This window comes from Phytoactinopolyspora halotolerans (assembly GCF_010550675.1).
Lineage (GTDB): Bacteria > Actinomycetota > Actinomycetes > Jiangellales > Jiangellaceae > Phytoactinopolyspora > Phytoactinopolyspora halotolerans.
Map to the genome: position 1 here is coordinate 132177 of NZ_JAAGOA010000009.1, position 14281 is coordinate 146457.

The following is a 14281-nucleotide window of genomic DNA, read 5'->3' on the forward strand; positions in this document are numbered from 1 at the left end:
GACGGGGCCCCCTGGCTCCCGGCGTCGGCGGCACATCGGCATCCACAACCGAAGTGGCGCCGTCGTTCAACAGAGTTTCCCGATGGTGGGCCGCGAAGCCACACTTTCTTCTTGCAAAGCTCGCCTGTTACCGTAACTCTTACGTAGCCAACTCTTCATCCGGAGATATCTTCCACACGACGTCCGCCGTCGCCAGCCAGGAGGTCATCCATGGTCACGCAGCTGAGCATCCCAGCCGAGAAGGTACGCAGCGTCCTCAGCGAGCACCTGCTCACCGACGGTTTCAAGCTCGTCCTCGACACCCGGGCCAGTCACGGCAGCTGGCTGATCGACGCGCGCGACGGCCAGCGGTATCTGGACATGTACACCTTCTTCGCCTCCGCGCCGCTCGGCTGCAACCCTCCTGGCATCGTCGACGATCCGCAGTTCATGGAGCTGCTCGCCGAGGTGGCGGCGAACAAGCCGGCGAACTCCGACGTCTACTCGACGCACCTGGCCGAGTTCACCCAGACGTTCGCGCGCGTGCTCGGCGATCCGGCGCTCCCCCACCTGTTCTTCGTCGAGGGCGGGGCGTTGGCCGTGGAGAATGCGCTCAAGGCCGCCTTTGACTGGAAGAGCCGGCACAACGAGGCGGCCGGCCGCGACCCGCGGCTCGGCACCCGGATCATGCACCTCACCCGTGCGTTCCACGGCCGCAGTGGCTACACGATGTCGCTGACCAACACCGAACCGAACAAGACCGACCGCTACCCGAAATTCGACTGGCCCCGGATCGACGTTCCGGCGATCCGGTTCCCTCTCGCCGACCATCTCGACGACGTGATCGCCGCCGAGCAGCGCGCCCTTGAACAGGCCCGGCAGGCCTTCGCCGCGCACCCGTACGACATCGCGGCCTTCATCTGTGAGCCGATCCAGGGCGAGGGCGGCGACAATCACATGCGCGCGGAGTTCCTGCAGGCGATGCAGGAACTCGTGCACGCCAACGATGCGCTGTTCATTGTCGACGAGGTCCAGACCGGAGCCGGCACCACCGGCAGCCCGTGGGCGTACCAGCAGCTCGGCCTCTCGCCGGACATCGTCGCGTTCTCGAAGAAGGTCCAAGTCGGCGGGATCATGGCCGGTGGCCGCCTGGACGAGGTGGCGGACAATGTCTTCGCGGTGTCCGGCCGTATCAACTCCACGTGGGGCGGCGGACTGGTCGACATGGTCCGTTCTCGCCGCATCCTCGAGATCGTGGAGCAGGACGGGTTGATCGAGGCGGCCGGAAAGAAGGGCGAGCGTTTCGTCTCCGCGTTGCTCTCCGCCGCCGACGACGGGCCGCCCGGCGCCGTGACCAACGTCCGCGGCCGCGGCCTGATGGTGGCCGCCGACCTGCCAGACGCCGCGACCCGTGATGCCGTCCTCGCTCACCTCCGCGAGACCGAACACGTCCTGGCATTGCCGAGCGGAGAGCGGGCGATCCGCTTCCGTCCGGCCCTGTCGGTGTCGGATGATGAGATCGATCAGGCGGTCGCCGCGTTCGCCCGAACCGTCGCCCACCAGATGCCCTAGAGGAGTCGCGCCATGACCACCGAAACCTCCGCGCCCGCTTCCGGTGCTCCTGCCGCCTCGGTCGTCACGTCCATCGTCGACGGCAAACCCGTCGACGGGGTCCGCACCGTCACCGGCCGCAACCCCGCACGTCTCGACGAGATCGTCGCCGAGATCTCGCTCGCTGACGCCGACACATTCGTCGACGCGGCCGCGTCCGCCAAACGGGCGCAGCCGGCCTGGGCGGCCGTCCCGGCCCCCATCCGTGGCCGCGCGATCGCGCACATCGGCCGGCTGGTCGAGGCCAACATGCACGAACTCGCCGCTCTCGTCACCCGAGACATCGGCAAGCCCTACGGCGAGGCCCTGGGTGAGGTCCGGGAGATCGTCGACACCTGCGACTTCTTCCTCGGCGAGGGGCGCCGGCTGTACGGGCAGACGGTGCCGAGCGAGATGCCGGACAAGCAGCTGTTCACGTTCCGCAACCCGGTGGGCACGGTAGCCGTGATCACCGCCGGCAACTTCCCGGTGGCCGTGCCGTCGTGGTACATCGTGCCGGCCTTGCTGTGCGGTAACACCGTGGTGTGGAAGCCCGCCGAATACTCCGCGGCGGTGTCCGCCGCCTTCCACGAGATCTTCGTCCGTGGTGGTGGCCTCCCGCCCGGGGTGTTCAACGTGGTGCACGCCGACGGACCGGCGACGTTCGCCGGGCTGGAGAGCGCGCTGGACGCCGGGACCGTCGACAAGGTCGGGTTCACCGGATCGCCCGAGGTGGGACGGGAGATCGGCGCGCTCACCGGCCGGCACCTGCAGACCGCCTGCTTGGAGCTCGGCGGCAAGAACCCGCTGGTCGTCACGCCTAGCGCCGACCTGGCGCTGGCGGTGGAAGGGGCGCTGTTCTCCGGGTTCGGCACCGCGGGCCAGCGGTGCACGTCGCTGGGCACGGCCATCGTGCACGAGTCCCGGCACGACGAGTTCATCGAACGGTTCGCCCAGGCCACGGCGGACGCCGTCGTCGGCGATCCCACGGGCGAGGTGCTGATGGGGCCGCTGCTGGACGAGAAGTTCGCACAGCGCTATGAGGAATACCTCGACTGGATCCAGCCGCACCACACGGTGTACGGAGCGACGGGCCGCATCACCGCCGAGAGTCCGCGGCCGGGGTTCCGGGGGGAACCGGGCAACGGCCTCTACTATCACCCGGTGATCGTGGACGGCGTGCGGCCGGGCGACGCGTTGTTCGACCGGGAGACGTTCGGGCCGATCGTCGGCGTCACGTCGTACCGCGACTTCGACGAGGCCATCGAGCTGGCCAATGCACCCGGATACGGGCTCTCGTCGTCGATCTACACCACCGACCCGAAGGACGCGTTCGCGTTCCGCGGCCGCATCGGTGCCGGCATGGTCAGCATCAACAACTCCACCTCCGGCGCCGAGGCGCACCTGCCGTTCGGTGGCAACGGGAAGTCCGGCAACGGCTCCCGGCAGTCCGGGTTGTGGGTCTTGGACCAGTTCACTCGGTGGCAGTCGATGAACTGGGACTACTCAGGCAAGCTGCAGAAGGCACAGATGGATGTCGCCGAGCTGATCCCGGATACGGAGTTCCGGCTGGGCCGTTGACGGGGCGTCGGCAATACCCTACGGGCGGCGCGCGGTCGTACGGTGGGTGGGTGAACGGGGGACCTTCGTGATGATCGACGATGGCACCATGAGTGAGCACGATACGGCCCTCGTGCGCGCCATGGCGACGCTCTCGCCGGGTGGCGCTGAGGGCCAGAGCGGCAGCCCGGCCGCCGATGTTCCCGCTGCCGGCGATGAGGACGCCTGGTGGCGGGTCTTCGACGCCCAGGCGACCAGCCGGCACCTGGACACGGTTGCGCGCGAGCTGCAGGCCGCCGGCCGCGGGTTCTACACGATCGGCTCGGCCGGTCACGAGAGCAACGCCTGGGTCGCCGAGGCGCTGCGGCCCACCGATCCCGCGCTGTTGCATTACCGGTCCGGAGCCTTCTACGTGGCGCGCGCGGCGCAGGTCGCGGGGGCGACGCCGGTCCGTGACGTCCTCCAGGGGCTGATGTGTGCCGCCGACGAGCCGATCGCCGGCGGTCGGCACAAGGTGTTCGGCCACCCGTCGCTGTCGATCATCCCGCAGACGTCCACGATCGCCTCTCATCTGCCGCGAGCCGTCGGGCTGGCGGTCTCCTTGCACCGCGCGCACCGGCTGGGTGCCTCCCAGCGGGCCGCGCGGGTGCGGCAGGGCGACGATGTGGCCGATCAGAGGGCGCCGGGGTCGACGGCGTCCGGGTCGACGGTGTCCGGGTCGACGGTGGCGGGGCCTGCGGTGGCGGGGCCGGCGTGGCCGGAGGACGCCGTCGTGGTGTGCTCGTTCGGCGACGCGTCGGCCAACCATTCCACGGCGGTGGGTGCGATCAACGCCGCCCTCAACACGGTGTATCGCGGGCTGCCGGTGCCGTTGTTGCTGGTCTGCGAGGACAACGGGCGCGGTATCTCGGTACCGACTCCGGACGGATGGATCGCCACGGCCTTCTCCGCTCGCCAGGGGCTGCGCTACCTCACGGCCGACGGCGCCGACGCCGCGGCCGTCCAGGAAGCGGCCGCCGAGGCCGCCGGGTACGTCCGCGCCCGGCGTCGGCCGGTCTTCCTGCATCTGACGACCGTGCGGTACGGCGGGCATGCCGGGAGCGACGCCGAGATCAGCTATCGGACGTCCACCGAGATCACCGCCGATTACGCGCGCGACCCGATCCTCGGCACGGCTCGGCTACTGGTGGACCGCGGTGTCGCGGCCGGCGACGAGCTGGTGGCCCGTTTCCGCCGGCTGCGTTCGCAGGTCGATGCCGTAGCAGACGAACTCGGCGAGGTGCGCATGCTGGCCTCGGCCACGGAGGTGACCGCGTCGTTGGCTCCCCGCTCCCCCGACCTGATCCGCTCGTCCGTCGGGGCTTTCGGTCCGCCGTCCACCGCGGACGACGGCGCCGAGTCCAACGGCGCCCAGTCCAACGGCGCCCAGTCCAACCGTCGCGACGCTGACAACGCCGACTCTGGCCGTGCTGCTGACGACCGACCCGCCAGGACACTGGCCGAATCGATCAACGCCACGCTCGCCGATGCGCTTGCCGCGGACCGGCGCGTCGTGCTCTTCGGCGAGGACGTCGGCCGCAAGGGCGGCGTATACGGCGTGACGCGCGGACTGCAGCGCCGATTCGGGGCTGCACGAGTGTTCGACACGTTGCTGGACGAGCAGTCGGTCCTCGGCCTCGGGCTGGGAGCCGGCCTCGCCGGACTGCTTCCGATACCGGAGATTCAGTACCTGGCTTACCTGCACAACGCCGAAGATCAGCTTCGCGGCGAGGCCGCCACCTTGTCCTTCTTCTCGCGGGCGCAGTACCGCAATCCAATGGTGGTGCGCATCGCAGGGCTGGCCTATCAGAAAGGATTCGGCGGGCATTTCCACAATGACAACGCGGTCGCCGTCCTGCGTGACATCCCAGGCCTGGTGGTGGCCTGTCCGGCACGCGGCGACGACGCGTCCGCCATGCTGCGCACCTGTCTGGCCGCCGCGGACGTCGACGGCACGGTCTCCGCATTCCTCGAGCCCATCGCGCTGTACCACGCCCGGGACCTGTTCTCCGACGGTGACGGCGAGTGGCTCTCGGCCGCGCCGGACCAGCACGTCCCGATCGGACGAGCGCGGGTTCACGCAGAAACCGATGCGGACGACCTGACGATCGTCACGTTCGGCAATGGGGTCCCGATGAGCCTGCGGGTGGCGCGCAGGCTGGCCGAGCGGGACATCAAGGCCCGGGTGGTGGATCTCAGATGGCTCTCGCCGCTGCCGGTCGAAGACGTGCTGCGAGAGGCCGAGGCTACCGGCCGGGTACTCGTCGCCGATGAGACGCGGGCGTCCGGCGGCGTGAGCGAAGGCGTGCTGGCAGCGCTGAACGACGCCCGTTTCCAAGGCGCGGTGGCACGGGTCACGAGCGGGGACAGCTTCATACCGCTCGGTCCGGCGGCGCGGCACGTCCTCCTCGGTGAGGACGACATCGAGAAGACCGCGATCGAGCTGGTGACGCGGCCGGCTCGGCCGACGGCGGAGGCATCGTCCGACGAGCCGGACCGCCGGACGGCCGGCAACCAACGGCGCGCGCGGCGCCGACGGATATGGAGAGGACGCGAGTGATGACCGGGACCGACCCGCTGGAACTGCTCAAGATCGACCATCTGATCGACGAGGAGGAGTCGGCCATCCAGGACACGGTCCGGCGATTCGTCGACGACCGGGTGCGACCGCACGTCGCCGACTGGTATGAGAACGAACCGTCGCCGGAGACCATGCGGGAGCTGGCGCGCGAGGCGGGCAAGCTGGGGCTGCTCGGCATGCACCTGCAGGGCTACGGGTGCGCCGGGACCAACGCGGTCGCGTACGGTCTGGCCTGCATGGAGCTGGAGGCGGGCGACTCCGGCGTGCGGAGCCTGGTGTCGGTGCAGGGGTCACTGGCGATGTTCGCCATCTGGCGTTTCGGGTCCGAAGAGCAGAAGCAGCGGTGGCTGCCGGGGATGGCCGAGGGTGAGCACGTCGGCTGTTTCGGCCTGACCGAGCCGGACTTCGGTTCCAACCCGGCCGGCATGCGCACATATGCGCGACGGGACGGGACCGACTGGGTGCTCGACGGCACCAAGATGTGGATCACCAACGGGTCGATCGCCGACGTCGCCATCGTCTGGGCGCAGACGGAGGACGGGGTGCGTGGCTTTGTCGTGCCGACGGATACCCCAGGGTTCTCCGCGCCGGTCATCCATCGGAAGCTGTCCCTGCGTGCATCGGTGACCAGCGAGCTGGTGCTGGAAGGCGCGCGGCTGCCTGCAGACGCCGTGCTCGGAGAGGTCACAGGGCTGCGCGGACCGCTGTCGTGTCTGAACGAGGCACGGTTCGGGATCACCTTCGGTGCGTTGGGCGCGGCACGCGACTGTCTGCGGACCACGCTCGACTACGCCTCCAGCCGGGAGGTGTTCGACCGCCCGATCTCCTCGTATCAGCTCACTCAGGCGAAGCTCGCCGATATGGCGCTGGAGCTGCAGAAGGGGTTCCTGCTGGCCATGCATCTGGGGCGGCTGAAGGACGACGAGCGGCTCGAGCCGCGCCAGGTCAGCCTCGGCAAGCTGAACAACGTCCGGGAGGCGCTGTCGATCGCGCGTGAATGCCGGACGATCCTGGCGGCAAGCGGCATCACGCTGGAGTATCCGGTCCTTCGGCACGCCAACAATCTCGAGTCGGTGCTGACGTACGAGGGTACGTCTGAGGTGCATCAGCTCGTCATCGGCCAGGCGTTGACCGGCCAGTCGGCGTTCAGCTGACCCATCGCCGGCCGGCGTGCAGCCTGCGCGCCGGTTGGCGTGGGCGGTCTGTTTGGTACGACGCTCGTCAGACAGAACGCACTTCCCCTCGCCCGGCGGCTTGGTGGACAGCTCGCCAGCGGCTTCGCGCACAGGCTTGCCGGCGCGCGATGTAGGTGACCTGCCGGAATAACTTCTTGCGTCGTACGCTTGTTCGATGTAGGGTGGGTTTATCGGTGTTGGAGCGGTGTTGTTTCTGGTTTCCGCTCGGTGTGTTTGAGTTCTGTGGTGGTTGGTGTGGGTTCGGCGGGTGCGGCCGGCCCGGTCCGTTGACCGTTGTGCCTTTTGGAGGCCGGCCGCCATGTCCGTGCAACCCCATCCCAGCGACGACGACGCCGTGCCCGGCGACGCTGTCCACGACGATGCTGTCCACGACGACGCCGTGCCCCGCGGTAGCGGCGACGAGCGTGCCCACCACGACACGCGCCCCAGCAGCGGTCAGCGCCGCGACGGCGACGGCGAGCCCCGCCGTAAGGGCCGCGGCGGCGAGTCCCGCGGTGACGACGGCGGGCGCCGCGACGACGCGCGTGGTGGTGATGTGCCGGTGCGGCGTGGCGGTGATGCCGCGTCCCGCCGCCGCGACCACACCCAGTCCGGCAACGGCGGCGGTGGCGACGAGGACTCTGGTGGTGGTGGTGGGCCGTGGCCGGTTCCGCAGGGCCTGGATGCGGTGCCGGCGGGTGCGGATCTGCTGGCGATGTTGGAGGACATCCCGATCGCGGGCGTGTCCGGGCGTGACACGGTCGAGGTGATGAAGGCGGCCTACCGCCAGGCCACCCGGGATCGGGCGTTGTTCTTGTTGTGTCTGCTGGAGACCGGGATGCGGGTACCCGGTTCGGCGGACACGCTGCAACGGGTACAGGTGCCGGGGGAGTTTGCCCCGGAGGAGGCCCGCGCGGCGTTGGTGTGGTCACGTTCACGCGCCGGGCGGGTGTTCGGTTTCGCCTACGACATCCATCACCGGCTGCCGATGCTGGGTCAGGCGATGCTGGCCGGGGTGTTGGACGAGCCCCGCGCGCAGGCGTTCGTGTCTTGGACCGACGGCCTCGATGATGATCAGGCCGGTTACATCTGCGCCTTCCTGCTCCCGGATGCGCCGGGGATGACGGTGGCGGAGTTGATCGATGCGATCAAGAAAGCCGCGATCGCGATCGATCCGGAGTTCGCGGAGAAGAAGTACCGCAAAGCGATCCGGGGTCGGCGGGTGGTGGGTTCGCGTAACCCTGGCGGCAGCGCGAACGTGGCCGGTTACGATCTGCCCATCGATCGTGCCGCCGCCGCGTGTGAGCGTATCGATGTGTTGGCGCGGGCGTGTAAGAAGGCCGGTGATACCCGCAAGATCGACCACATCCGGGTCGATCTGTTCCTGGGCATGCTCGACGGGAGTCTGGAAGATCTCGACGAAGACCAGATCATCACCCACATCCTCAACCACCCCTTCACCGACGACACCACCACCAGCAACAGCGGCGGAACCGACCGTCCCACCAACGACCCCGACAACGGAACCGACGACGACCACGGCCACGGTGACGACCCCGACAGCGACGACGGTGACGGCAGCGACCCTGACGGTTCGGGCGGTTCCGACGACGGTAGCGACCCTGACGGTTCGGGCGGTTCCGACGACGACGGCGGTCCTGGTGACCGCTCCGGCGGTTCCGACGCTCCGGGTGGCGCTAGCGGGCCTGACGCACCCGACGACGACAACCCCGGTGACGACGGCTCCGGCGGCGGTGACGCCGCCGGCGACGGTGGCCCTGGCTCTGGCGGCGGCCGCGCGGGCCGTGGCTCCGGCCAGCGCGGCGGCAAGGATGATTCCTCCAGCGCTCGCACCTCCAGCGCTCGCACCACGAGCACGAACACGTCCGGTCCTCACGATGACGCGGGCACGACTGGCCCTGCCGGCCAGACCGATACACCCGGCACACGTACGCCTGGCACACGTACGGCCGGCGCAGGCGCGGGCGGTAGCGGTGTGACCAGCTCTCCCGCCGGCGACAACACGGCCTCGGCTGGTGCGGGTGCGTCATCGTCGTGCCCTGGCACGGGTGTGTCTGGTTGGTCGGTGCCGGAGTTGCGTATCGGGTTGGCGAGCCTGCTCGGTGTGGACGAGTACCCCGGTGAGATCCCCGCCTGGGACTTCGTTCCCGCCGCCGTGGCCCGCCGGATCGCGGCACGGATGCATTCGGCGCAGTGGCGGTTCGCCATCTGCAACGACGACGGGCAGTTGATCCAGACCGGGATCACCACCGCCCGGCCCCGCTCACCGGATGGGCAAGTGGTGCGTCGGGATGCCCGCCGTGGCGGGATCCTCGAGCTGCATGTCACCATCTCGATGCTGGCCCGCCTGGCCACCCTCGTCCACACGGACGCGAACGTGGACGCGGACGCCCGGGTGGCGGACGAGCCTGCCCACGCCCAGATACCGGTGCAGGAGTGTGCCCGCTGGGCCGCGGTCATCACCGACCTCGCCCGCCAACACACCACCGCCACCGCCGGCGAGACCACCACCGGCACCCACACGGGTTCGAGTAACTGGTCCGACACCGGCACCGGCTCCGGCACCGGTACGGGCTCCAGGCCAGGCCCCGGTTCGAGCTCCAGGCCCGGCGCGGAGGCGGGTTCACGCTCCGGGTCCGGCGCGGGGACAGGCTCGGATGACGACGCGGGCGTGCGTCGGCGTCGCGCCGGCGCCGGGCTACGCCGGCACATCCAGATCCGAGACCGCTGCTGCACACACCCGACGTGTCGCATGCCCGCCGTACGGGCGGATCAGGACCACGAACACGAGTTCTGCCTCGGCGGGCTCACCGTCGCGGGCAACCTGGCCTGCCTATGCCGCCACGACCACCGCCTACGCCACGACGGCGGCTGGAAAGCCCACCGCCCCGACACCGGCACCACCATCTGGCACAGCCCGCTCGGACACCGCTACACCAACCGCGCCCCAGCGATCATCCCCACCCTGCCCAACCCCCGCCCGGCAACTGACGAAGACGGCCAGGACAGCGGCCACGCCGACCAAGCCAGCGGCAGCGACGGAGCAAGCGACGGCGATGCTGGGCACGGCAGTAAGGCGCGTGTGGCCGAGAAACTACGCCGCATCCGCCACGCCACCACCGCTGCCACGGCCGACCAAGGCAACCGCAACGCTGACACCGGCGATCACACGGGAGAAACCACGAAGCTCGATGACACGACGAGTGGCACCACAGAGGAGGACACGACCAACAGCACCACTGCCCGACGCCTCAGCGTCCGCCCCGAAGACGACGAAATCCCGCCCTTCTAGCGGTGCAGGACTCACGTGGTAACAATCGACCGGAGAGCAGGCCGATCCGAGCGTCGGGAGCATGCGCAGCATCCACGGCTGCGCATGCTTTCCTCGCCGGCTTGCCACCTTGCCCGCGCTGATGACTCGCCGACGGCCCTACCGACGCAGCAGATGCTGGGCCGCAGACTCCGCGTCCGCCAGAGCCTGCTCCGGTGTCTTCTGCCCGACGAGCGCGGCTTGGATCTCCGGGGCCAACACACCCATGACCTGCCGAGCCTGCTCATGCAAGGGCCCGACAGTAGCCGTGGGGAGCAACTCCTCCATCGCGGCGTACGTGGGATCGTCGGCATAGAGCTCATCTCCCTCGTAGGGTGAGAAATATCGAGCCGCCTGCACGTATTCGGTGCTGGCCTGCGGGCTCGTCACGAAGGAGATCCACTCGCCCGCCGCTTCCTTGGCGTCCGAACCGGCTATCATCGACAACGATCCCACGGTTCCGAAGGCGACGCTTTCCTGGTCGCGCAGCGGCGGCAGCACGACGACGTTCTCGGCGCCCCAGAATGTCTCGACGTCGGCCGGTACCTGTTGCCACGTGCACGCGATCGTGCCCTTGGCGGTATTGGTCTGCTCGAACGCCGGAATCGTCGTCAACAATGCACTCTCCACATAGCCGGATTCGGCGAGATCCGCGATGAATGACAACGCCCGGATACCCTCCGCGGAGTTAAACGCGACGCCAGAGCCGTCCTCGGTGAACACGTCGCCTCCGGCCTGCCAGAGCAACGGGTAGAACGACGTGTTGAGCGTCGCGTCTGTGGCGCCCCAATAGTTGGTGACGTCGTATCCGGCCTCCCGCATCACCGGCGCAAGCTCGTACAGGTCGTCCCAGGTCTCCGGATACCCCGTGGCGTCGACCGCGTCGAACGCCGCCTTGTTGCACACTAACGGGTTGACGCTCATCAGCATCGGTGCACCCATCATGTGTCCATCCATGCTCACCGAGTCGACGGCGTTGGGTCGGTACGCCGCGATCCGATCGTCACCGAGATACGACTCGATCGGCTCGATCGCGTTGGCGTACTGCGGCAGCTGGTCCGGGATGAGGTACACCACGTCCGGCTCGGTTCCAGCGGCGATGGCCGTGCCGAGCGCCTCGTCTCGCTTCGCCCACGGGTTGACCTCGACAGTGACGCTGATATCCGGGTGATCGGCCTGGAACTGCTTCACCTTTTCTTCCCAGAAAGCAGTGTGTTCCGCCTCATCGGCGATCACCGGATAGATCCACATGGTGACCTCCTGGCTCTGGCTCTGCGTATCCGCGCCGCCGTCGCCACAGGCGACGAGGGCGACACTGGCGACCAGTGCGACGGTTGCTGTAGTGGTCCCGGTCCTGCCCATGCTTGCTCCTCACATGTGAATGGCCGTGTTTGTCCGCGGAGTGCCCTGGGCTCACGGCGGAGTGAGAGCACTCCCGGCGTAGCGAGAGTTCTTTTGGCAGGCACCGGGGTGCCCGCGAGCTGCAGCGCGGTCGTCGCGCCCGTATGGCGACTGATCCCCGTCTTATGGCAGGCGCTCGCCTGCCGTTGGCGCGGTCAGATCGACGGGACGGTGATCACCGCGCCGGAATGCCGTGCCTCTTCGGCGGCGAAGACGGCGAGGTGACTTTCCAAGGACTCCAGCGGCCCGGATCGGATGGCGTCGGCATCCCCCGTGGAGACGGCGCGTGTGAACGCGGACATCACCCCGTCGTCGCCGCCTCCGTGCCCGTCTGCGGCATTCGATCCGTGCGGACCGTCCGCAACCAGCTCACGTACCGAGCCGTCTCGGAAGTCGACGACGCGGACGCGTTCGCCGTCGCCCTCCAGCGTGCCGTGAGATCCGAACAGACGCGTCTGCCGCGGCGCCTGCTCACTGAACGCCGTCATGGTGAATGTCCCGCTCGCGCCCCCGTCCAGTTCCATCGCTATCACCTGCTGATCGACCACATCGTTGTCACTGGCGTATACGCAACGGCCGAACGGGCCGGTACGCAGGGCGTCGATGACGCCCGCCTCGTCGGTGGCATCGGTGATGGCAGTGACCGGCCACACCGGTCCGTCGCGGTGCAGCGTGCCCAGGTACAGCCGCGGCGCCGAATACGGACAGCTGGGTTCCAGCCCACAGTCCAGGCACCGGTCGGCGGCTCCGTCCGGCCGCTGCTCCGCGCGGAAGTGCTGCCGTGAGCCGAAGCTCGCCACCCGCTCGATGCGCCGACCGGTGACGTAGCGGATCCAGTCCAGGTCGTGGCTGGATTTCGCCAGCAGCATCGGCGTCGACTCGGCTTCCTTCCGCCACGGGCCGCGCACGTAGGAATGCGCCGCGTGCCACCATCCGACCGGCTCGAGGTGCTGCACGCCGGTGATGGCGCCGAGCACTCCGCTGTCGACGACCGACTTCACCAGGTCCGTGTACGGGGTGTAGCGGAGGACGTGGCACACGGCGAACAGCGCACCCGACGCAACCGCCGCCTCGACCACCGCCCGGCATTCGTCCTCGGTCGGCGCGATCGGCTTCTCCAGCAGTACATGCCGCCCGGCCTTGAGGAACGCCAACGCCGGCTCGACGTGGTGACGATCCTGTGTGGCGATGATGACGGCGTCGATCTCCGGCCCCGTCTCGAGCAGCTCTCGCCATTCCACGTACTCGGCGCCGCCGGTCTCGGCTGCCAGGCGACGACGACGCGTGGGGTTCGGATCGGCGACGGCGACGAGGTGTGCCGCCTTCGGGTGGGTACGCAGCCAACGCCCATAGGCCTGCCCGCGGTTACCGGCCCCGACGATGGCGATCCTCGGGATCGTCTTCTCCGGCATCTCCGTGTCACTCCCCTTTGTCACAGTGTCCTCACCCGGCTTCCCTCGTCGGTACGCCTGGCGGCCGCAGTTCGCCTTGCGGCCCGAACAGCGCCGCGTCCACTCGATCCAACGCCAGATGGACCGCGCCCAGCGCGACGCACTCATCCCCCAACGGCGACGGCCGTAGCTCAGGCACCCGCACACACATCGACGCCAGCTCGGACTCCAGCCGCGGAAGCAACACGTCGGCGGAGCGGGCGACGCCACCGCCCAGCACCACGACCTCCGGGTCGAGCGTGGCCACCATGGTGGCGGCGCCGACGGACAGGTCGGAGGAGAACCGATCCACAGCCAGGATCGCCTCCGCATCGCCTCGTCTCGCCGCCGCCAGCACGGCAGCCGCCGCCTCCTCGACCGGTGTCTCGTCCGGGACTGCCGGACATTCCGTGAGGTGGCGTGTGGCCGTGCTCCAGGCTGCCACCGGGAGCGAACCGATCTCCGCGGCCGCGCCGCTGAATCCTCGATGCAACCGGCCACCGATGATGAGCGCGCCGCTGACCTGCAGACCGGCATGGACGTAGACGACGTCGTCGACGCCGATCGCGGCCCCACGGCGGTGCTCGGCCAGCGCCGCCAGCCGGCTGTCGTTGTCCACCGCCACCGGGCCGGCACAGACGTTGCCCAGATGCCGGCCCAGCGGGGCGCCGGTCCATTCCGCGGCGAGTGTGGACAGCACCACGGTTCCGTCCTCGTCCACCACGCCCGTGGTGCCCGCACCGACCGACCACAGCTGTTCGACGCCGATTCCGGCATCCTCGAGCGCACGCCGCACCGCGGCGTCCGCGGCGGAGAGCCTGTCGGCACGCCCGGTCTCCGGCTGCACTCCCACCCGCGCCGATCCGAGGACCCCTCCGGCCAGGTCGGCGACCACGGCGAGGACCTTGTGCAGCCCCACATCCAGCCCCACGACGTGACCCGCCTCGGCACGGAAACGCAGGCGGCGCGCGGGCCGTCCGACCGTCCCAGCGGCCGGCGGAACGTCGACGACCCACCCCTGCTCGAACAGTTCGCCGGCCAAGTCCTCCGCGGAGGCGCGGGACAGCCCGGTGCGCTGAGCGAGTGCGCTGAGCGTCAACGGCATGCCCGCGGTGCGCACCGCGTTCAGAGCGCTCAGGGCGTTCATACGACGGAGCCGGTTGAGATCGGCGCCGGTCGAGGGCCGCTTCATCGA

Annotated in this window: 8 protein-coding genes; 5 read left to right on the plus strand and 3 right to left on the minus strand. The window is 69.3% G+C overall.

Annotation, left to right across the window (positions count from 1 at the left end; all coding sequences use genetic code 11):
* The first annotated feature begins 210 nt into the window (after positions 1–210).
* The 5 genes from lat (at position 211) to G1H10_RS14570 (ending at position 10237) form a co-directional block, all read left to right on the plus strand.
* Positions 211–1551 (plus strand): L-lysine 6-transaminase, encoded by a 1341-nt coding sequence (gene lat, locus G1H10_RS14550; protein WP_163738895.1) that lies wholly within the window; start codon positions 211–213, stop codon positions 1549–1551.
* Positions 1552–1563: 12 nt separating this feature from the next.
* Positions 1564–3150: an aldehyde dehydrogenase family protein gene (locus G1H10_RS14555; protein ID WP_163738898.1), complete on the plus strand. Its 1587-nt coding sequence runs from the start codon at positions 1564–1566 to the stop codon at positions 3148–3150.
* Positions 3151–3238: 88 nt separating this feature from the next.
* On the plus strand, positions 3239–5728 hold the full coding sequence (locus tag G1H10_RS14560) for a thiamine pyrophosphate-dependent enzyme (protein WP_163738902.1): 2490 nt from the start codon (positions 3239–3241) through the stop codon (positions 5726–5728).
* A complete protein-coding gene (locus G1H10_RS14565; RefSeq protein ID WP_163738905.1) occupies positions 5728–6903 on the plus strand; it encodes an acyl-CoA dehydrogenase family protein in 1176 nt (391 codons plus the stop codon). Before G1H10_RS14560 ends, G1H10_RS14565 begins: the two co-directional genes overlap by 1 nt.
* A gap of 340 nt (positions 6904–7243) precedes the next feature.
* Positions 7244–10237 carry an HNH endonuclease signature motif containing protein gene (locus G1H10_RS14570; protein ID WP_163738907.1) on the plus strand — a complete coding sequence of 998 codons (2994 nt, stop codon included), beginning with the start codon at positions 7244–7246 and terminating at the stop codon, positions 10235–10237.
* Between the two features lie 138 nt (positions 10238–10375).
* On the opposite strand, the gene G1H10_RS14575 is transcribed toward G1H10_RS14570, so the two are convergent.
* The 3 genes from G1H10_RS14575 to G1H10_RS14585 form a co-directional block, all read right to left on the minus strand.
* Positions 10376–11617, minus strand: coding sequence for an ABC transporter substrate-binding protein (locus G1H10_RS14575; RefSeq protein ID WP_163738910.1), 1242 nt, complete (start codon positions 11615–11617; stop codon positions 10376–10378).
* Positions 11618–11811: 194 nt separating this feature from the next.
* A complete protein-coding gene (locus G1H10_RS14580) occupies positions 11812–13068 on the minus strand; it encodes a Gfo/Idh/MocA family protein (protein ID WP_163738913.1) in 1257 nt (418 codons plus the stop codon).
* Positions 13069–13099: 31 nt separating this feature from the next.
* The gene (locus tag G1H10_RS14585; protein WP_163738915.1) at positions 13100–14278 is read right to left on the minus strand and encodes an ROK family transcriptional regulator; all 1179 of its coding nucleotides are present in this window, start codon (positions 14276–14278) and stop codon (positions 13100–13102) included.
* Positions 14279–14281 lie beyond the last annotated feature (3 nt).

Coding starts and splice junctions, on each gene's coding strand:
- G1H10_RS14570 (WP_163738907.1), top strand. CDS start 7,244: ATGTCCGTGCAACCCCATCCCAGCGACGACGACGCCGTGCCCGGCGAC.
- G1H10_RS14560 (WP_163738902.1), top strand. CDS start 3,239: ATGAGTGAGCACGATACGGCCCTCGTGCGCGCCATGGCGACGCTCTCG.
- G1H10_RS14555 (WP_163738898.1), top strand. CDS start 1,564: ATGACCACCGAAACCTCCGCGCCCGCTTCCGGTGCTCCTGCCGCCTCG.
- lat (WP_163738895.1), top strand. CDS start 211: ATGGTCACGCAGCTGAGCATCCCAGCCGAGAAGGTACGCAGCGTCCTC.
- G1H10_RS14585 (WP_163738915.1), bottom strand. CDS start 14,278: ATGAAGCGGCCCTCGACCGGCGCCGATCTCAACCGGCTCCGTCGTATG.
- G1H10_RS14565 (WP_163738905.1), top strand. CDS start 5,728: ATGACCGGGACCGACCCGCTGGAACTGCTCAAGATCGACCATCTGATC.
- G1H10_RS14575 (WP_163738910.1), bottom strand. CDS start 11,617: ATGGGCAGGACCGGGACCACTACAGCAACCGTCGCACTGGTCGCCAGT.
- G1H10_RS14580 (WP_163738913.1), bottom strand. CDS start 13,068: ATGCCGGAGAAGACGATCCCGAGGATCGCCATCGTCGGGGCCGGTAAC.